The sequence below is a fragment of the Vibrio navarrensis genome, from assembly GCF_015767675.1.
Lineage (GTDB): Bacteria > Pseudomonadota > Gammaproteobacteria > Enterobacterales > Vibrionaceae > Vibrio.
Genome location: NZ_CP065219.1, coordinates 135,534 through 153,650, shown reverse-complemented (window position 1 = coordinate 153,650; position 18,117 = coordinate 135,534). Strand labels below are relative to the sequence as shown.

The following is an 18,117-nucleotide window of genomic DNA, read 5'->3' as shown; positions in this document are numbered from 1 at the left end:
GGGATTGCTCGGCTCATTCGATAAAAAAGGTCGCGGTAGCGGCCTTCCTTTTTAAGCATGGCCGTTCAATTTCAAAGAGATGCCCAATGCAGAAATGATGATGGCCATAAATCCTTTAAGCTTAGGATTTCCCTTTGCACTAAGTGTTCTATATGGCGTTTCGCGGGATAATCCCGTCTGTTCCGCAAGTTCTGTCATCCCCTTAGCGCAAGCAATCACACCGAGAGATTGACTGATGAAAGCTGCATCACCAGAGGCTACAGCTTCATCAAGATACGCCTGTATCGATTCAGGGGTATCAATACAACCTACTTAGGGCGGCAACGCCGCCCGTTTAACCGTGAGCGTTAAGGGCTGCACTCCCATTGAATATCTTCACCTAACCTTTTTTCCTCTTCTAGTTGCAGTTCCGTTAGATAGCCGCTTATCACTCTGTCTCCCTCATCCCAAACACAAGAATACGCTTGTTCATTTTCGCTCCAGAAGTTAACAGTGATCATATGCATTGTCGGAGGGCTTCGCCCTCCGCTCCTTGGTTAGTATTCGCTAGGAAGTAAAATAGTGGTTACGCTGCGGTCAGCTTCGGTAATAATCCAAATACACTGCTCACAGAATTTATAACTAGAAAGAATGCGGTCACCGTAACGTGTCGCATGATCGTTTTGCTGCTTATCTTGAACACAGACATTCCCCCAATCACCGCCTTTGTGGCGAGCTAAGAAAGGTTTCAATAGTTCAACTGGCAGATTCCCGAGCATCTTGATAACGCCTTGACTCACGACGATTTCGCCTAAATCAAAATCAATGGATGCTGGAAAGTAGCGTTCTTCTTTATTTTGGATTACATTGGTGCTGTACATAGCTATTACCTTTATTTGGGTAGTGAGTACCGCCTTAGCTTGTTGCACCAAGCTAAGGCTTTTTTTTAATGCGCTTTACTAGATTGCTCTAACGCTTCGGTGTGATCTTTGTTGAACACATAAACAGACTTAATAACCTGCCGTTTTTTGTCTTCATCCCCCTCTTGCTTGCCTTCGTTTTCCACTTTCTTTTCGCAAACCATAAATATTTCGCAGCCCTTAGCGCCCTTTTTCACTTTTCGCCCAGCCTCAACCCATTGACGAAAGCCCGCCCACAGATCGGAAGAAAGAGCAAATTTTTGCTTGTGTTCATCTAAAAGTTCTTGGTTTTTTGCGGAATAAACAGACTGAGTGACAGCATTCATATTGCTCATAATTAAGCCTCTTTTTTATCTAGATAATTGAAGTGAAATGACGTAAATAGATACCCGTTTTCAGTGGTTCTAAATGCCAGTGCTGGCGCGATACTTTTATAGTGAGCAAACACCACCGCCCCATGAGAAAGCGCACTCCCCACCATCACCACAGTCCAGCAATCAAGGCCACTTTCGCGAAGTGATAGAGATAACTGCTCAACTTCCTTAAAAGTGAAACAACGCTTTTCACCAATCAGTTTTTGAATGCACGGATAAAGCATTGATTGCTTGAGTTCTGCGATAGCAATACGTTTTTGCTTTTTCTTTTGGCTCAAACGCTCCTTGGCAAGGCGTACTTTCTTCACGACAAAGCGCAAAGCGTGCGCTCGTTTGATAGCGCGACGAGCATTCAAAAAAACAGCACAAGAGATATCATTTTTAGGTGAGCTTTCGCGGTCCAGCGGCGAGACGCTGGTTGCTGAATTCAAGTTAGTGAGAGTTGGGGTTGTGTTTTGTTGCGCCATGAGGAGTTTCCTTTCTGTTTGAGTATCACTTTTCGGAGCCGCTTAGCTGTCCGGCCTCTTAACATCGTTCTGGTTTGACAAGGGGCTAGCAGCCCTTAGCAACTTGTTGCTTTAGGGATGCAGCGTTTACTTCCCTTGCAAACCAGGTTGTGTTGAGAGACGGTTAACAGCTTGCGAGCCCGTAATGTGATGCGAGTCGAAAGGAAAATTCGCGCATAAAAAACCAAGCCCTTACTCGAACTTAGTTGAAATCAGTTAAACGCAACGAGGAGGGACGACGAGGCGCAGCTACGCAGTAGCGGAGGCGTTAGGGATTGTGTATCTGGAACCTAGAGGCGCATCGAGCTTGCTCGATATCGCGGCTCAGGTTAGCGATACGAGCGCAGCGAAAAGCCCGACCGCAAAGCGGTAACGCACTGGCTAGAATTAGCTGTAGCGGTGGTTCAGGCGGATGAAACGCCGCTCAATGTCCTCAAGGAAGACAAGCAATGCTACATGTGGCTCTACTGCTCGGGCGCAGACTCGCCCGATGCCGCACTCCCCAATGTGAAAAATATCGTCTTGTACGACTATCAAAACAGTCGCGCGAGGGCATGCCCCGTTGCCTTCTTGGGCGACTATGATGGGTATCTGCAAACCGATGGCTATGGTGTTTATGATGGGCTTCATCTCGTCACCAATGTCGGTTGCTTCGCGCATGCTCGGCGCAAGTTCATGGAGGCGAAAAAGCTGCAAGGCAAAGGCAAGTCAGGCAAAGCGGATAGTGCATTGGCTAAAATCCAGAAACTCTATGGAATAGAATCCCGCTTAAAAGGTGCCAGTGCCGAAAAACGGAAAGCAGAGCGCCAAGAGCATGCTAAGCCGATACTGGATGAGCTTTATGAATGGATGACAACTCAGAAAGTGCTTGAGTCTAGCCCGCTGGGTAAAGCGATAAAATACACGCTCGGTCAGTGGCCGAAGCTCACCCGCTATATCGATGAGGGTCACTTATCGATAGACAACAACCGAGCTGAACGCGCAATAAACCGCTGGTTATTGGGAGAAAGAACTGGCTCTTCTCGACCAATCCCAATGGAGCCGAAGCGAGCGCGATGCTTTACAGTATCGTCGAGACAGCGAAAGCCAACGGCCTTATCCTTTACGACTACATGGTCAAGTGCATGCAGGAATTAGCGAAAGCTGAACCTGATATCGATGCACTCCTGCCTTGGAACTTCAAACACTAACAATATCGCCCCGTGGGTTCATGGGGCGGATACTATCAAACCAACCTTTGGCACCTGCAATAACCGCACAGAGAGACCCGAACAACACTTCAAAAAGGCAATACGTAATCTTAGCGCCTTGTCGTTTGTCGTTAAGCGAATGAAAGTGTTCTTTGAAATGGTCAATGTGCATGGTGTACTCCCTAAAAAGAGAACATAAGATCACAACTAAATATGATCGTCAAATCGGTAGTTGTTTTGACTAAAAAATGTTCACGATCTCACCCTGGGAGACTAGTTCCGTGAGCGAATGTTCTCAATTATCAAGACGGCGAAGCTTCAGCAGACCTCTGCTTATAACTAGCCGCGTGAAATCGTCGAACATCATCTAGTAAAATAGATTATCAGACGTCGGCATTTTTAGCCTAAACCGACGTCAATAGCTCACGGGTGGATAGTTACTATTTTTGTATTAGGGTGCTAGATCTCACTTAAGTTTCAAAAAATCAAAACGGACGTGCTGAAGCAACCAATCTTAGGCGGAGTTCCTCTTCAAGAATATAAATATCACCATTGTCGGTATATAGAACAAAACCAGCGTTAACTGGGACGACCCTCTCTATTCTTGCTGAAATTTTTTGGTTTCTATAACTACCGCCGGCTTCTTTAAAACCCCATGTCTTAACCATCACATATGGTTGTTCGGTAGATTGATAATCTTTTACAAAAAGGTATGCTCCTTCATTAGAAAAGAGTGTTCCTGCTTTGCCGGATATATCGACTCCCCCAACATCTGAAAAACCTACATAACTTGGCCGATTGTTGTCGTAGTAATAAAATTTGGTGTATTCACCAAATTCGACTTTTGCATCCAAATCCCAAATCCCTTGCCATGAAATAACAGTGCCATCGGAAAGAACTGCAGAATAACCATAACCATTTGAAGCTACGTTTACGACATCGGTTAACTTGTGATCGTGTTTTACTGACTCAGAGTAGATGTTGCCGCCTGTAAAGATACTGCCCCAAGTCACCACTTTGTCATCAAATGTAGTTGCTGCAAATGAATTAGATGCGGCATTAATTGACTTAACGTTGGTTAAAGGGACCTCTAAGTTATAACTGGTCGACTTTTTTACAGGTTCATAATGTGCAGGAATCGTGACTTGCTTTTTGCGCCACCCACAAACAGGATCAACGTCGTAATAATCTTCTTCTAATCGACAAGTTTTAGTCGTAGCAACATATTGTTGCTCGAAGGTATAATAGTCGTAAGAGAAGCTTCCGCCGTGTGCGCTATTTCCCCATACACCAACACTATTGTCTTGCGTTATATAAGCAAAGGCATGATCATTATTTATTAGAGATAGAACATCGTCACTGACTTGCTCCGCTGGTGAGTTAGAAAGAAAACCCCAGCGATAGAGATTGCTTTGGTCAGTTAAGATTGCATAATTGCCAAGGTAGGAGTCTTTCAATTCGGAAAACTTAACAACACTACCAAGTAGGGTTGAACATGACTTACTGCCATTTTTTATGTTGAAGATACATGTTTCTCCCTGATCAGATTCAGTAGCTAAACTCTCGTTGCTACTAAAAATGCTGTTTACACTGCTGACCAGTAATTTCTCAACCTTATCATCTTTACCAACCAAAAAGACATTTCCCGCTTCTGTCAACACAGCGAAGTAATGGTCTAAAAGCCTTATATCTTTAATTCCTTCGGAGTTAATAAAGGAGAGGTGGTCATTACTGTGGTTTATAGGTCCCCATATATAGAAGTTTCCATTACTCTTGAGTCCACCAAATGCGAATTGAGTCGCAAAGATTTTTTTAAACCCAGAATTTTCAACAGCGGATAGCTTTTGAAATCGTCCGACAGCCTGGTATGCCATTGAACCATCTAAGATGTGATCCCATTCGAGAATAGTCCCATCGCTATACAAAGTTACTTTACTGTAGTCATTTGAAACTTGATCAATAGGAAAAGCTTTATGGAAAGTCTTTGTAAATGTTGAAGAAGGTTGGTCATGATATTGGAGATTGATAGAAACCTCTATCGGTAAAATATGTTCTCCTTTTGAAAGTGTATAGTTACAACTATCAGATACTTTCTTCTCGCCAATTTTCCACGAGCAAGTAAATATTTGACTCCCATCAAGCACACCATCTGTTGAGGCTAGTGCTAACAAACTATCTTGACTTGTATACTCATTTTCTCGGTGAGATGAATAAAGATCAGATTTAAGCCTGATATCGGTAATCGATATACCTTGGTTCGGAGAGGGAGGGTTGGGTTGTGATGGTGTGATATTATTATCATCGTTTCCTCCGCAACCGACTAAAACAAGCAAAACTAAAAATGGTGATTTGAATTTCATATCTCTACTTCTTAAAGACATAATTAGCGTGAGGGTAGTGGCTATGGCTCTTCTTTATCCCCTCAATTATCTAATTGCAATACTAACTACATGCTCAATGCTCAACCTTGCACTTTTAGTATACTTTACAAGCTTTAAAAGGCATACTAATTTTAAATGTTACAGATTAATCACTATAACGTGAGCTTCACAGATCAAGCAGCGAAGTTTGACTGTTCTGAATTAATCACCGTTGGACGCTTTAGCCAATAGTAAGGGCGGGATCGAACTTCAGTTACTGAAATTGTGAGACTTTTTATATCCGATTGAACTTCCTGGTATTATATCGATTAGATCTTTCATTCTTAACTACTGGTTACATGAAATGATCATCATCAAACACTTAGACAAAGTATGTGACACCCGCTCGCACATCAATCAAGCCTACCCCGTTATTGAAGTCGCTTTCCTTGTCATCTCTTCCATGCTTTGTGGCCAGAATAAATGGACTGATATCAAAGACTTTGGAGAGGGTAATCTGGATTGGCTACGCCAGCATTTACCCTATAAAAATGGTATACCTACTCGTCATAATATTGCGGCCATCATGCGAGCGATTGTGCCTGAAACGCTTCTAGATGCCATGGTCGGTTGGGTGAATGAGCACCGTATAAACAGTGAGTTACCTATCATCAGTGTGGATGGCAAAGTCCTCAAAGGAGCAAAGGCGAGTAAGCTGGATAACCCGCTTTATATGGTATCCGCGTTTGAGGTTGACCAAGGATTGGTTCTTACTCATCGACCCTGTGAAGGAAAAGGGACCCTGTGAAGGAAAAGGGACCCTGTGAAGGAAAAGGTAAGGAGATCGATGCTATCAGAAGCCTGCTCGATGCGTTAAATATCACGGATTGTTTGCTGACGGCTGATGCCCTTCATTGTCAGGTGGAAACGCTCCAAAAAGTCGTTGATAAGGGCGGCAATATGTTAGTTCAGGTCAAAAAAAACCAGTCAGCACTGCTGAATGACATCGATGCACAGTTCCAGGCTTATTGGGCATTGCCACAAGAAAAGCAAGCGTTTTACGCTACGCACAACAAAGGACATGGTCGCACGGAAGTTCGTGAAGTCTATACGCTGCCAGCCAACTTTAGCGCGGCTCTTAGGGAAAAATGGTCGATGGTGAAGAGCATCGTTGCCGTAGTCAGAGATCGAACTGTCGGTGATAAAGGAAGCTATGAGACGTCATACTATGTATGTACAGATCACATCAGCTTAGAGTTAGCCGCGCAAGCTTCGAGAAAACATTGGCAAATAGAGAACCAACAACATTGGGCGTTGGATGTCATTTATAAAGAAGACGAACAGCAAATGCATGCTGGTGACTCGGTGTTGAATATGGCTTGTTGTCGCCGCTTTGTGCAGAACTTATTTAGGAAATCAGAAGGTAAAGAGTCCGTGCCAAGGAAAATGAATAAGGCGGCATGGGACTATAAATACAGAACCGAGCTTCTGTTTACATGATTGTTACAAAGCTCATTCGCGCCCTTCTTCTCTGGTAAGATATGTGAGCTATATTTTTTAGTGTAAATTTAATATTGATGTTTTATAACTGTATGAAATGGAAATGAACAAAAAATCTACATTTTCCGGGCAGGCTGTTTACTCGAAGAAAGTGCTTTCAATATATGATATTTGGGTTTTAGGAGTATCAAACAGCTATTTTTGGAAATGTCCAACCAGATTTATTAGTGAGCAGTTTTCAATGTTTGTTTCATCTAATCATTTAGATGTTGGTGTTGGTTCCGGCTATTACCTTAAGAATTTTCTCCCTCAATCAACAAGACGCATTGCATTATTAGATTTGAATCAAAATAGTCTGGATGCGACTTCAAAAGCAATTAATCATCTTCAACCAGAAGTTTACTGTGGAGATGTACTTGAGCCCATTGAAGTAAACATTGATAAATTTGACTCAATTAGTATTAATTATTTACTTCATTGTTTGCCTGGAAATATATCTGACAAGAGTATAATGTTTAAGAATTTAAAGAATCATCTGAATGATAGTGGACTATTATTCGGTAGCACAATTTTAGGAAAGGGTATAAAACTAAATTTTTTTGCTAAAAAATTGATGAGTGTTTACAATAAAAAAGGGATCTTTTGCAATAGCAATGATGACTTAGACTCATTGATATCATCATTAAACGAGCACTTTACTGATGTAAAGGTGGATGTTATAGGATGTGTTGCATTGTTTTCAGGTAAAAAAATATAACAATTTAAGAGGGATTCGTGCCGCGTAGCATTTTGGGTATGCGGTGATTTTGGTTTATGCGGCACTCACCCCTTAACGCGGCTACATGGATTCCCCCGGTTGTCAAACATCCGCTAAACTTCAAGTGATGGGTTTTGGACTGCCGCTCTACATTCGGTCTACTTATCGATGATTCGCATATATCGTGACCCTGATGACTTTACGCGACTGCGGTGCCTTATTCGTTAGATGACATCTAGTGTGTCCGCCGCATTAACAGGCTCTCCGCAAGTGGTCTTAACCTATCTCCATCATTAGCGTCTGCAATGACCCGGTGGGTTTAACTCTTAATAACGCTGCTTAGTGCTTTTAGAGGCTAAGCAGCGTAGTTCTCATATTCGGTTTGATTGTGGAGTAAAGACCAGATGATGCGAGCATTCTTCGCTGCAAGTGCCACAATCGCTCGGTTTAGTCCTCGTCTTTCCTTTATTTGGCGACACCACTGACTCAACCTATCTTGTTTATCACCAATTGTGGTAATGACAGCTCGTGCACCGTGAACGAGTAAGGTACGAATAGTAAACGTTCACCAGTACCACATTGACAGTAAAAAGTGTAACCAATAGCTCTGGATCCGATATTCCTCGGCTGTTTTTAGAATTCATTTCGCCGAAGATGACGACACGTTCGTGACAAATGTGAAATCTTTATGCCTTTGAGGCACTAGCAGAGAGGCATGTGATTTTTGATGACGAGTCACGTTTGACCTCCTGATAGCCGATAGTAGTGAGAGATAGTTTAAACGAATATTGATCAGCAACCGACTTGGGTAGCCACCATTGTCATTAATTCGTTCAAACTGTGTCTCCTTTAGTCTCTAACTGTGCGTAAGCATTCGCATCTTTGATCAGAGCTTCAAAAACACTATCTGTAATCTCCAAATCACCATTTGCAACCTTTGCTACTTCGTAGGGTGTGTAACCAATTTTATTCCAACTACTAAAGCGCTCAGCCGCTTGCTTACCAGTGATCACCGCTTGAGTATCAACTTTACCCCAGAGGATAATTTTCCTAACTGTTTTAGCTTTATCTACATCCAAATACTTAGACATGTTTTACCTCGCTATTCTTCAAATAAAGCCTCAGCCCCAATTAACGGGATAATTCGAAGCAAAACATCCTCCATCACACCATTTTCAGCAGTGACAATTTTCTTCGCTTTTCGATCTTTCCAAGATAAGGTTTGAATCAAACTAGCCGCCACTACACTCGGCTTATCTAGGTTGTTTACTGGAACTTCCGTAGCCTGACCTCGAATACTGGTACTAATCGGGCAGCAGATAAGTAGCCCCGTTTGCTGATTGTATTCTTTACTTGAAAGGACAAGTGCTGGACGGTACTTGCCAATTTCTTTGCCTTTCACTGGCTCAAAATCTAACCAGATAATGTCATTACGTTTAGGGATGTACTGAGCCATTACTCGCCTAGCTCCTTACCAGAAACAACTGCTAATTCATCAGCATGTGCCGTATGAGCATCTAAGCCGTTCAGAAGTTCTTTTTCGCTGAACGGAAAGCGTTTCTTCGGTCGCTTGATTGGTTCGATAGTGATCTTTTTACCATCGGCTTTAACTTCTATATCAGAACCCTCGACAAGCCCTAACTGCTTAATGAAAGCCGCAGGAATTATATTGCCAAGACTGTTACCAATTTTTCGTACTTGAGTGCGCATATCTCAACCTCACAGTGCATACATTGTTATAACAATATTGATTGTACAGCTTTCAACCAAGGTGTCAACATTGTTATAACTACAGTGCTAATTCAGCCGCTTTAGATAATTGGTTAGCTGAAATGTCGATATACTCCAAGCTCATAGACGGGTCGCTATGTCCAGGCGCCCTTTGTATTGCGCTTAAATCAACCCCGTTAGCATTCATGTTCGTTCCATAAGACCTGCGCCCTGTATGACTACTACAGCCCTTTAACCCGACACGTTGATACACATTTCTAATCATCAACTCAAGCACATCACAAGCTTGATAATCTACTTGCTCACCTTCATGGTTGATTCTTGTCTTGCGCTTCATACTGTAGCTGCGTCCTCGATTATTCAGCACTAGCTTGCTAAGGGGATTAAGCTGTTGGTAGGAGTCGTCAAACGTTGTCGCCCATTGGTGCGACTTTCGATAGTCAACCCACTCTTGAATCATTTGCTTGGCTAATTTACTTAACCAGATAGAACGGGGCTTTCTTCGCTTGCATAACGATGCTCTGAGGTAAATCTCATCCTTTTCCTCGTAGAGTCAGAAATACACACACAACGACTTTAGGCCGTGTTGATTATGGTATCAGACGGATTAGCTGGCTTTGGGGGAAAACGCGACTGCTAGAAACAAGGTTAAAATTTGCACACTTAATTGAACCCATATAAACTACAATCAAACTAGGTTCAAAAAAGTATGGTGATATATGTCTTTATATTTAAGCCTTGGCAAAGATACAGAAGGCAACTTTCATCACATTGACTCGCAGAAGTCAGGCAAGGGTGATTTAGCTTGCCCTTTCTGCCAGTGTCCATTAATTGCGGTGAAAGGCAAAACGAAAGCGGCTCACTTTAGACATGACGGCGAGACTTGTAACGAGTCTATGAATGAGATCCCGCAGATACCCGCATGGCATCACTTTCACCTCAACTATCCATTAGAGATTATCGACGCTTTAAAGGACGGCTATCAAGCGGATAGCAAGTCGCCAAACGTGTTTCAACATTGGAAGTCTGGATTACATCGCTTTACACGTACAGCCAAACAAGAACTGTTTAGCCGTGACGACTGGACAGATAACCTCATCTTTACCGATACCGCGAGAACCATCCTTGGCAGCTTACCACTACTAGGGTTTAGCCAGTGGATGCGTAACACATTACAAATGCGCGTTCACACCTTGCGTGAAGCAATCGAACACGGCACAAAGCATCGCGCTTGGCTCGAAATTGAGGCGCACCGCCAGCAAGCCATTCTCAAAGCATCACTGTATCTGTTTGAGTACAAGCTAGAGGATAACAGCGTTATTCACAAGGTTGGGAGAACATCGAGAGAGCCAGAGGAACGCTTGAAAGAAACGGTACTCGATCTAGAAAAAGCCACTGGTAAAGCGGTAATAAAAAGCACTGTTTTGCGCAAAGTTGCGAATTGTGGTCACGTTGAAAAGTATGTTTTTCATCGTTACAACAATCATTTAGCTAGTATTGGGTCGCACACAGAATACCTGGTACTTGATGACAAATCATTGAAGCGATTGAAAGCGGAATTTACCAAGCTGACCAACAACCTAGAACCCTTCAACAAAGCGGAGCGATTCATTGTTACAGGCCGTTGGAAATATGAAGAAAAACGCCTCGCAGCCTCCAAACGTGGCATCAAGCTAACCCAACGCGAAAGCGGTAAGTTTGGTCGGCCTAAAGGAACTACGGTCAGCACTGACGACTTTCTTGTAAAGCACTCTGATATTGTCACCAGTTTAGAACGTGGACGCTCTATCAACCAAACCGCAGAATTTACAGGTAAAGGGCGTTCAACCGTCAAGCGCGTAAAAGCAGCCATGAACAAATGAGGGGAAACAAAAATAAGGTAACTAGGTTAAGTGATTCAAATTTTATCAATACTCAAAATAGAAACGATCTATGTCTGAATAGGGACGAAAGCAATCAACCTGAAAATCACTCAATGTTAACCGAGTAACGCCGCTCTCTAATACTTCAACCGTACCATTATTAGTGGCGGTAAATAGAATGGCTTGTTGCAAACTAGATTCATAACTTAATTGCAGATCACGTAAACAATTTACAAGCGCCTCATGACCTTGCATCTTTGCAGCCTCGATTTTTAAAGCAGATAAATCACATTCAGACGCATCCATTTTTTCTCTATCCGTTGGACACAGCAACCCCCGTTTGGCCAGCAAGAATAACCGTCAGGATTTCAGCACAGCCCTAGAAACCGACAGCCGGCTCCAGCCTCCTGCGTGCTTATCCAGACTAAAAAACCAACCGTGATTACTATCCACCAAATCCGATTCATGTTCCGTTTACCAATGTTTGTGAGACCAAGAGTCCTTGAATATTAACCTGAGATCTGGTTAAGCCAGAACTAAGCAATTACTCTCTAACAGCTCAAACTCTTGAGCTGTTAGATCTAGACTGGGCTTTTTATCCCTCAAGCAGTACGCGATTAATCCGCCCAACAGATTCAGGATAAAACCATGCATACTTCGATGGCGAGAATGCTCGATATACGAAATGTTCTTCAACTGGTCATTCACTGTCTCGATAATAAAGCGTTTTTTCAGTAACGCTCGGTCCCATAAAGAGATAAATTTCTTCTTCATGTTCTTACGAACCGTGGTAATGAGTTCAACGCCCTTATCCAGAAGCTCACCTGTTAAAGCTTTGCTGATATAGCCTTTATCACCGTACAGTTTCCCCCAGATTGCATCAGCCATCTCTGGTACTGGCTTCCTGTCATCTTCATTGCCTTTAGTCAATTTGAGGGCGACAAGCTCGCCTAGGTGATTGATGATCAGATGAAGTTTGAAGCCGAAAGACCAGCCCATCGTCCCCTTTCCATGGCAGGCAACACCTTCAAACACTTTATTTCTTTTGGCTCGAATGATGTGGCAAACCTCAATCTTGGTCGAGCCTACAAACTGGATACCCGTAGGCTTACCTAGCTTTGATGTCAGATAACTGCACATTGGCACGACTACGCTAGCCGTCATACCAAGGAATCTCGTGTAACTTAAAAGGTTTGGAAAGTATTTGGTCAGATTACGGCACACATAGAGCAAATAGTAGCTCTTGAAATCTCGATAGTGGGATTGGTGAAAGTGAATAAGGATGGTCATTATCTCAGCTGGAGATAGCTTACAGGCCCTACGGCGCTTGAGTTCACCGATTTCGATGAGTTGCTGTTGCCACTGCTCAATAAACAACTGACAGAAATCATCGACATCACAGAAGGTTTCAATTAATTTGTCCATGCTCGTTCCTTGGAGGTATCTGTTCCTTTTGGTCGAATGATCAGATCGGGGAACGAGCAATTAGTTCCTCTGCCAGCTCAGTTTCTTATCCAGAGTTCAGGTAATATTAGGTTGATGATTTGCTCAGTTTCGCTCGTTGTTAACATCAATTTTTGCTTCCGCGTGAGTCAAAACTTACTTATCACCATCGATATACAAATCCTCCTTACTTTCTACAGATATCAGAATAGTCTTATTTCGCTGGTCGCTTTCTCAATCGCTTCCTCAAGCGAACCAAACATACCTAGAGAACTTGAGCGATCCCATGCACCGCCAGTGAGACAGCGAACCTCATAGCGGATACCCGTAGGGTAAGCTTTAAACCATGACTCTTTAAGTTTTTGGGTTCGCTCATTGAACTCATGCTCTGATTCTGGCTTATAGTGAACATCGTAACTGGCCATTCGGACTACAAACTCAGAGTAAGTTTCTGGACTGTATTCATCGGTTTCTATGTATGGCCGCCCATACCAATGCTCAGTTTCCAAGGTTTCTCTTTCATCATTTGGCGTGTAATTGAAATCACTACGCAATTTCGGATTAATAAAGATACCTTGCACCACTTCGCACGTTTGGTTCTCTGGATAGTGCTCAGGCAGGTAGTCGGAAATTTCGGTTTCTTCACCTAGGTACTCAATGGTTCTTGGCATGTATATTTTTCCTATATTTAGTGGTTGCAGCAGTTGCGACCGATACTAGATATTGTGTTAGGTAAGAGAACGATTTTCGCTCCGGTTAGCCCCGCACGGCTTGGCGTTTAATAGAAGTGGCCCCCGATTTTCGGACATGACTTTAAGTGGTCGATCTGTTTTGATAGTACCCAACAATACAGGGACAGATTATGACTAGAAAACGTAGAAACCACTCTCCTGAGTTTAAAGCTAAGGTGGCACTCGATGCCGCTAAAGGCGATAAAACCGTCGCTGAGTTAGCTCAGAAATACAACCTGCACGCTAACCAAATCTCGACATGGAAAAAGGAGCTGCTTGAAAACGCAGCCATGATTTTTGCCACCGAAAATCACACAGGAAAAGAGAATTCCGAAGAAGTGGACAAACTTCACGCCAAGATCGGTCAATTGACCATGGAAAATGATTTTTTGGCCAAAGTGCTCGGTCGTTAGACCGAGCCCAGCGAAAGAGTTCGCTGGTTAAATCCACCCCATTGCCGATAAAGCGCCAGTGTGAGCTGCTCAATATTGCTCGCTCTACCGCTTACTATCAACCCATAGGACTCTCTGCTGAGGAGATTGCGTTGCGCCGTATGATTGACGAAATTCATCTTCAGTATCCGTTTATGGGCAGTCGGCGCATTCGAACTGAGCTGGCTAAGAAGGGTCATAGCGTTAATCGTAAGCGTGTTGTTCGACTCATGCGCGATATGGGGATTGGGGCGATTTACCCCAAGCCCAAAACGACGCTGGCGAACAAAGCACACAAGGTGTATCCCTACCTGTTGCGTGATATCGAAGTCACTTACCCAAACCAAGCTTGGGCGATTGATATCACGTACATCCCAATGGCGAAGGGGTTCCTGTACCTCGTTGCTATTATCGACTGGTATAGCCGCAAAGTGCTGGCTTGGCGACTATCCAACACCATGGACACGAGTTTTTGTATCGAAGCGCTTGAGGAAGCGCTGAAGCATTATGGGCCACCTGATATCTTTAACTCAGATCAAGGCAGCCAGTTTACCAGCACAGAGTTCACACAGAAGTTAATTGAACATGACATACGTATAAGCATGGACGGGAAAGGCCGCTGGGTTGACAATGTTTTCATTGAGCGATTATGGCGAAGCCTGAAATATGAGGAGGTTTACTTAAAGGCTTATACCACGCCCCGTGAAGCCGAGCTTGAAATCGGCAACTACATGGTGTTTTATAATGAAGAGCGTAACCATCAAGGACTCAATAACCTCACTCCTGATGAGGCCTACTTCGGTAGGCAAAGATACGCAGCATGAGCTGGGTCAACCACTTAAGAAATGAGCTTATGTGTCCAACCATTGGGGTCCACTTCTAATCTCTTGGGCTTTCATCACCTTAGCGCCCATAATGACGACTCTTAGAAAACCCTGTTTCGATTCAGTTTTGTTCCAGTTGTCTAAGTTCTGGCGTGTCGTACATGCGTACTTAGCTAACTCATCCACCGTGTCAAACCCTGCCATTTTACTTAGCTCTGAGAGCTTGTAATCTGGTACAAAGCTCATTGATCCCCCTCAAACATATTGGTAAAAATGCTTTACCATCAAATCCATTTTAGTCAATATATTTTACCAATTCAATCTGTTTTGTAAAATATTTTTACGAAACTTAGTGAGCGAATTCGAAGCCAACGAGACAAAAAAGGCCGCTGCGATAACAACGGCCTCTTAGGTTAGGAGATTTGACATAACGTCTAAACGTGTGTGAAACCAAAGTCTAATTGGCACCCACACGCCTTAGCGTATTTCATTAGTGTTTTAATCGTGGGGTTTCCAGTCCCCTTTTCGAGCCTAGAAACATTAGACTCTTTAGTACCCATGCGCTCTGCTACTTCTTGTTGGGTTAGCCCCGCAGACTCACGCATAGAAAGGAGAGTATTGATAAACTTAAACTCAGGCTCAAGTGCGTCATACTCTGCTTTCACTTTGGGATTCGATAACGCTTTTTTCTGTAGAGATTGTAAGCTACTCATTTTTAACCTCTTTCATTCTTACTCTGGCTAACTTAATGTCTTTCTTAGGGGTTTTCTGGCTCTTTTTAACAAAAGCATGAAGCACGTTGATATTTTTACCTTCTAGATAACAGAACAGGCCACGACCAATACCCTCTTGAGATTTCGCTCGAATCTCAAACAGTCCATCACCCATTGCTTTGGTGTGGGGTTCTCCAAGATTTGCCCCATGTTCTTCCATAAGTTCAAGCAGCTTTAACATTCTTGCTTGCATCTTAGGCGGCATATCTAAAATAGCTTCTTCGACCCCATCATACAGTTCAATATTCCAACTCATCGTTGTGTTCCTACGTTTATTATTATAGTTATTTGAACTTATCGTATATGATAAGATTATCCATGTCAAAACGCCATATCAGCAATGGCAAACATACTTACTGTACCCTCCCAGACTCAACTTTTAAAGATAAGGTGTTGTAATTGTTAATTTTATTCTGTTTGTGTTTTTGTTGTTGGTACATTTAGTGGTACATCAGAGTTTCAATATAACTAAAAGAAAATTCGTTTATATGAATTTCTTATATTAATATTTTTTATATAATTTAACGGTATATTGAGGTGTATCGCCCTAGTGGGCAGTTAGTGACTATCTCTTTTACTATGCCTTCATCCTGATCAAGTAAAGCTAGCTCATCTGCATTAGGGGCCGTTTGATGCAGAATGTGACTGGGATTGATCTGCCTCTACATGTTTGTTGAATTAGTTGGTTTTATTATTAATTAAAAGGTGAACTGTTCACAGTAAAGAGATCGTTATTACTTCGGGGTTGTTCGCTAATAATAGCGAGATAAACCTTTGCTGTGCGAGTAATACCATGAATCCATTAGACTACACCTTCTATACTTTAAATGCGAAACAGTACTTACCAGAACAACCTCAAACGATGACAGTGATACAAACTCAAAGCCGTCCGCGCTTATCTGGTATAGTTTTCTTGATGGGCTTCTTAGTTGGTCAGCTAGTCCACCTATATTAACCTCGGACTGTGAGATGACAAAAAGAACAATTTTGCGTTATGTCGTCAAGTGTCAGAGTAAGCCTTCGTATCTAATGAACATATTTTTGAGGTTGACATGGTAGGTTCTCAGTTGTTGTCTACGAGTCATCTACAACGCTTAAAGCAACTCGAGAAACATTTTTCTCGCAATGAAACTTATGATGTTGATATTGCTTCCCTTGCTGAAGTTTTGGTCTGTTCAGAAAGGTACGTGAGCAAGTTAATGGCTTCATTTGAAAGCTTTGGGCTTATCCATTGGGCGTCGGGTCAGGGACGTGGCCACCGCTCTAAACTGACACTACTTAAAAGCTTTGAGGCCTCACTGCTGACTCAGTTAGAGCAAATGGCTCGATCTGGCAGAATGAACCATGCATTTCGGCTAGCCACTCAATTTGGCGAAGTCCGCCTATTTCAAGATCATTTGCCTCTCTGGTTAGGGGACGCACAACAGGAGCTGAAAAAGCAGAACACTTTAATGTATTTAGTGCCATATATGCTGCCTGAATGGCGTCCACATTTGGCACAGTCCGCTCGTTCTATTTTATTGATCGAAAGCGTGTTCGACACCTTAGTGCGTTATGACCCCGTTCAAAATGATATTGCGCCTCACATCGCACACCAATTTCATTACAGTGACAAGCAAATTCGTCTTCGCATCCGTAATGACATCATGATGCACAATGGAGAAGCGCTGACACCGGAGCTGGTCAAAAAAAATATCGAGATGCGTCTCAACACGCCGCACCCATATCAAATTCTATTTCGCCATGTCGAGCGAATTGACATAGATAAGCAGTGGGTCATTTTCTCTATGCGTCAATCTGACCCCGTTTTGCTTCATTTATTAGCCGATTCGCACAGTGCGATTTTTGATTATCAGGCATCAAAACCTATCGGATGTGGAGCATATCGGGTCGAAAGTCTGGAAAAACAGTATTGGAGTTTGGTTCGTAACAACCACTATTTTGGCTTTGGTGGCCATATTGAACGAGTAGAGTTTTGGTGTAGCGATGCCCGACCTCAAACGCCTATGCACGTGGCAGAACTGCTCTATTGCGAATCTCAACCCGCTCAACCACAAAAAGTCGATCGCAGTGGGTGTACTGTTTTGCAGTTTCATCATCATGCAAACGCCTTGTCCGCTCAAGAAAGAGCTTGGCTTGTTCATCATAGCCGCCGCTTTACACTTGATAGCCAAAAAAGAGCAGCGAACAGCGTGATGGATTGCCATCAAGATAAGGGGTTTCACTTGTTCAATCACGACATGAAACTGCCATCTCGTCCGGTGGTCATTGAAGTGATAGACAGTCATATGAGGGAGTTGCAACCTTTGCTTGATGCGTTGTCTCAAAAAGGGGTTATTTGGCAGGTATGTCTTCAAGGACAGTCTCAAGATGTGGCTGTTGATGTCTCCTACGACTGTTACGTATTTGGCGACGACCTGACGTTCCAGTATTACGAATGGCTACTTTGTGGCAATGTGTTTAGTCTATGTTTGTCTGAACGAGGAAAACAAAGCCTATTAACCTTTATTGATATGCTCATGCAGGAAAGTAACGACAGTGAGGAGTTTCTGCACAAGCTGTATCGAGCGGAGGATTGGCTTATCCAGAACTATTATTATTGTCCTCTGTGGCGCAATCATTTCACCATCACTCGCGCGGACAATTTGTATGGCACCGAAACCAACAATATGGGTGTCATGTCTTTGGTCAATATGTGGTTGGAGTAATCGCTGGTATGATAGTGTGTCAGTGGCG

General features: G+C 43.0%; 19 protein-coding genes and 4 pseudogenes. 6 read left to right on the top strand and 17 right to left on the bottom strand.

What is annotated here, in order from left to right:
* Positions 1-51: 51 nt before the first annotated feature.
* The 4 genes from I3X05_RS23610 to I3X05_RS23595 form a co-directional block, all read right to left on the bottom strand.
* A complete protein-coding gene (locus I3X05_RS23610; RefSeq protein ID WP_242401987.1) occupies positions 52-285 on the bottom strand; it encodes an addiction module antidote protein in 234 nt (77 codons plus the stop codon).
* A gap of 251 nt (positions 286-536) precedes the next feature.
* Positions 537-860, bottom strand: coding sequence for a type I restriction endonuclease subunit M (locus I3X05_RS23605; protein ID WP_193158076.1), 324 nt, complete (start codon positions 858-860; stop codon positions 537-539).
* A gap of 65 nt (positions 861-925) precedes the next feature.
* The gene (locus I3X05_RS23600) at positions 926-1,234 is read right to left on the bottom strand and encodes an ArdC family protein (RefSeq protein ID WP_045569408.1); all 309 of its coding nucleotides are present in this window, start codon (positions 1,232-1,234) and stop codon (positions 926-928) included.
* Between the two features lie 2 nt (positions 1,235-1,236).
* Positions 1,237-1,740, bottom strand: coding sequence for a hypothetical protein (locus I3X05_RS23595; protein ID WP_193158077.1), 504 nt, complete (start codon positions 1,738-1,740; stop codon positions 1,237-1,239).
* Between the two features lie 426 nt (positions 1,741-2,166).
* On the opposite strand from I3X05_RS23595, the pseudogene tnpC reads away from it, so the two are divergent.
* Positions 2,167-2,969, top strand: a pseudogene (gene tnpC, locus I3X05_RS23590) (IS66 family transposase); the annotation flags it as partial.
* A 34-nt stretch (positions 2,970-3,003) separates the two neighbouring features.
* Here tnpC and I3X05_RS23585 read toward each other — a convergent pair.
* Positions 3,004-3,141: pseudogene (locus I3X05_RS23585) on the bottom strand (transposase family protein); the annotation flags it as partial.
* 313 nt (positions 3,142-3,454) lie between these two features.
* Complete coding sequence (locus I3X05_RS23580; protein WP_337971483.1) at positions 3,455-5,329, bottom strand: hypothetical protein; 1,875 nt, start codon at positions 5,327-5,329, stop codon at positions 3,455-3,457.
* Positions 5,330-5,693: 364 nt separating this feature from the next.
* Between I3X05_RS23580 and I3X05_RS23575 the strand changes: the two are divergent.
* Together I3X05_RS23575 and I3X05_RS23570 are read left to right on the top strand one after the other, a co-directional pair.
* A pseudogene (locus I3X05_RS23575) lies at positions 5,694-6,829 on the top strand (ISAs1 family transposase).
* Between the two features lie 103 nt (positions 6,830-6,932).
* The gene (locus I3X05_RS23570; protein ID WP_337971482.1) at positions 6,933-7,586 is read left to right on the top strand and encodes a class I SAM-dependent methyltransferase; all 654 of its coding nucleotides are present in this window, start codon (positions 6,933-6,935) and stop codon (positions 7,584-7,586) included.
* Between the two features lie 355 nt (positions 7,587-7,941).
* Here I3X05_RS23570 and I3X05_RS23565 read toward each other — a convergent pair.
* The 5 genes and pseudogenes from I3X05_RS23565 to I3X05_RS23545 form a co-directional block, all read right to left on the bottom strand.
* Positions 7,942-8,142: pseudogene (locus I3X05_RS23565) on the bottom strand (IS110 family transposase); the annotation flags it as partial.
* Positions 8,143-8,419: 277 nt separating this feature from the next.
* On the bottom strand, positions 8,420-8,677 hold the full coding sequence (locus tag I3X05_RS23560; RefSeq protein ID WP_193158207.1) for a hypothetical protein: 258 nt from the start codon (positions 8,675-8,677) through the stop codon (positions 8,420-8,422).
* An 11-nt stretch (positions 8,678-8,688) separates the two neighbouring features.
* On the bottom strand, positions 8,689-9,042 hold the full coding sequence (locus tag I3X05_RS23555; protein ID WP_193158206.1) for a type II toxin-antitoxin system PemK/MazF family toxin: 354 nt from the start codon (positions 9,040-9,042) through the stop codon (positions 8,689-8,691).
* A complete protein-coding gene (locus I3X05_RS23550; protein WP_193158205.1) occupies positions 9,042-9,296 on the bottom strand; it encodes an AbrB/MazE/SpoVT family DNA-binding domain-containing protein in 255 nt (84 codons plus the stop codon). The genes I3X05_RS23555 and I3X05_RS23550 overlap by 1 nt, the downstream gene beginning before the upstream one ends.
* 79 nt (positions 9,297-9,375) lie before the next feature.
* The gene (locus tag I3X05_RS23545; protein ID WP_226972540.1) at positions 9,376-9,777 is read right to left on the bottom strand and encodes a tyrosine-type recombinase/integrase; all 402 of its coding nucleotides are present in this window, start codon (positions 9,775-9,777) and stop codon (positions 9,376-9,378) included.
* Positions 9,778-10,036: 259 nt separating this feature from the next.
* On the opposite strand from I3X05_RS23545, the gene I3X05_RS23540 reads away from it, so the two are divergent.
* Positions 10,037-11,179 (top strand): GIY-YIG nuclease family protein, encoded by a 1,143-nt coding sequence (locus I3X05_RS23540; RefSeq protein WP_337971481.1) that lies wholly within the window; start codon positions 10,037-10,039, stop codon positions 11,177-11,179.
* A gap of 45 nt (positions 11,180-11,224) precedes the next feature.
* Here I3X05_RS23540 and I3X05_RS23535 read toward each other — a convergent pair whose 3' ends face one another.
* The 3 genes from I3X05_RS23535 to I3X05_RS23525 all read right to left on the bottom strand — a co-directional run bounded on the left by I3X05_RS23535 (position 11,225) and on the right by I3X05_RS23525 (position 13,293).
* Positions 11,225-11,485, bottom strand: coding sequence for a hypothetical protein (locus tag I3X05_RS23535; RefSeq protein ID WP_193167684.1), 261 nt, complete (start codon positions 11,483-11,485; stop codon positions 11,225-11,227).
* A 219-nt stretch (positions 11,486-11,704) separates the two neighbouring features.
* Positions 11,705-12,604, bottom strand: a complete 900-nt coding sequence (locus I3X05_RS23530) for an IS982 family transposase (protein ID WP_337971480.1) — start codon at positions 12,602-12,604, stop codon at positions 11,705-11,707.
* A 221-nt stretch (positions 12,605-12,825) separates the two neighbouring features.
* Positions 12,826-13,293, bottom strand: a complete 468-nt coding sequence (locus tag I3X05_RS23525; RefSeq protein WP_193158202.1) for a hypothetical protein — start codon at positions 13,291-13,293, stop codon at positions 12,826-12,828.
* Between the two features lie 191 nt (positions 13,294-13,484).
* Here I3X05_RS23525 and I3X05_RS23520 point away from each other — a divergent pair.
* Positions 13,485-14,608, top strand: a protein-coding gene (locus I3X05_RS23520) for an IS3-like element ISVpa4 family transposase (RefSeq protein ID WP_337970625.1) whose coding sequence is annotated in 2 segments (ribosomal slippage) — positions 13,485-13,737 and positions 13,737-14,608 — 1,125 coding nt in all. Because the reading frame shifts where the segments join, the coding sequence is not laid out codon by codon here.
* 27 nt (positions 14,609-14,635) lie between these two features.
* Here I3X05_RS23520 and I3X05_RS23515 read toward each other — a convergent pair.
* From I3X05_RS23515 to I3X05_RS23505, 3 genes are all read right to left on the bottom strand, one after another.
* The gene (locus I3X05_RS23515; protein WP_337971479.1) at positions 14,636-14,854 is read right to left on the bottom strand and encodes a hypothetical protein; all 219 of its coding nucleotides are present in this window, start codon (positions 14,852-14,854) and stop codon (positions 14,636-14,638) included.
* A 188-nt stretch (positions 14,855-15,042) separates the two neighbouring features.
* On the bottom strand, positions 15,043-15,321 hold the full coding sequence (locus tag I3X05_RS23510) for a helix-turn-helix domain-containing protein (RefSeq protein ID WP_193158200.1): 279 nt from the start codon (positions 15,319-15,321) through the stop codon (positions 15,043-15,045).
* Positions 15,314-15,637, bottom strand: coding sequence for a type II toxin-antitoxin system RelE/ParE family toxin (locus tag I3X05_RS23505; protein ID WP_193158199.1), 324 nt, complete (start codon positions 15,635-15,637; stop codon positions 15,314-15,316). The genes I3X05_RS23510 and I3X05_RS23505 overlap by 8 nt, the downstream gene beginning before the upstream one ends.
* Positions 15,638-16,433: 796 nt before the next feature.
* On the opposite strand from I3X05_RS23505, the gene I3X05_RS23500 reads away from it, so the two are divergent.
* The gene (locus I3X05_RS23500; RefSeq protein ID WP_337971478.1) at positions 16,434-18,089 is read left to right on the top strand and encodes an SgrR family transcriptional regulator; all 1,656 of its coding nucleotides are present in this window, start codon (positions 16,434-16,436) and stop codon (positions 18,087-18,089) included.
* Positions 18,090-18,117: the final 28 nt, after the last annotated feature.

Bases quoted from the DNA above. Each gene is read 5' to 3' on its own strand.
- I3X05_RS23530 (WP_337971480.1), bottom strand. From the start codon at position 12,604: ATGGACAAATTAATTGAAACCTTCTGTGATGTCGATGATTTCTGTCAG.
- I3X05_RS23505 (WP_193158199.1), bottom strand. From the start codon at position 15,637: ATGAGTTGGAATATTGAACTGTATGATGGGGTCGAAGAAGCTATTTTA.
- I3X05_RS23605 (WP_193158076.1), bottom strand. From the start codon at position 860: ATGTACAGCACCAATGTAATCCAAAATAAAGAAGAACGCTACTTTCCA.
- I3X05_RS23540 (WP_337971481.1), top strand. From the start codon at position 10,037: ATGTCTTTATATTTAAGCCTTGGCAAAGATACAGAAGGCAACTTTCAT.
- I3X05_RS23510 (WP_193158200.1), bottom strand. From the start codon at position 15,321: ATGAGTAGCTTACAATCTCTACAGAAAAAAGCGTTATCGAATCCCAAA.
- I3X05_RS23545 (WP_226972540.1), bottom strand. From the start codon at position 9,777: ATGATTCAAGAGTGGGTTGACTATCGAAAGTCGCACCAATGGGCGACA.
- I3X05_RS23580 (WP_337971483.1), bottom strand. From the start codon at position 5,329: ATGAAATTCAAATCACCATTTTTAGTTTTGCTTGTTTTAGTCGGTTGC.
- I3X05_RS23515 (WP_337971479.1), bottom strand. From the start codon at position 14,854: ATGAGCTTTGTACCAGATTACAAGCTCTCAGAGCTAAGTAAAATGGCA.
- I3X05_RS23600 (WP_045569408.1), bottom strand. From the start codon at position 1,234: ATGAGCAATATGAATGCTGTCACTCAGTCTGTTTATTCCGCAAAAAAC.
- I3X05_RS23550 (WP_193158205.1), bottom strand. From the start codon at position 9,296: ATGCGCACTCAAGTACGAAAAATTGGTAACAGTCTTGGCAATATAATT.
- I3X05_RS23500 (WP_337971478.1), top strand. From the start codon at position 16,434: ATGGTAGGTTCTCAGTTGTTGTCTACGAGTCATCTACAACGCTTAAAG.
- I3X05_RS23595 (WP_193158077.1), bottom strand. From the start codon at position 1,740: ATGGCGCAACAAAACACAACCCCAACTCTCACTAACTTGAATTCAGCA.
- I3X05_RS23555 (WP_193158206.1), bottom strand. From the start codon at position 9,042: ATGGCTCAGTACATCCCTAAACGTAATGACATTATCTGGTTAGATTTT.
- I3X05_RS23560 (WP_193158207.1), bottom strand. From the start codon at position 8,677: ATGTCTAAGTATTTGGATGTAGATAAAGCTAAAACAGTTAGGAAAATT.
- I3X05_RS23525 (WP_193158202.1), bottom strand. From the start codon at position 13,293: ATGCCAAGAACCATTGAGTACCTAGGTGAAGAAACCGAAATTTCCGAC.
- I3X05_RS23570 (WP_337971482.1), top strand. From the start codon at position 6,933: ATGAACAAAAAATCTACATTTTCCGGGCAGGCTGTTTACTCGAAGAAA.
- I3X05_RS23535 (WP_193167684.1), bottom strand. From the start codon at position 11,485: ATGGATGCGTCTGAATGTGATTTATCTGCTTTAAAAATCGAGGCTGCA.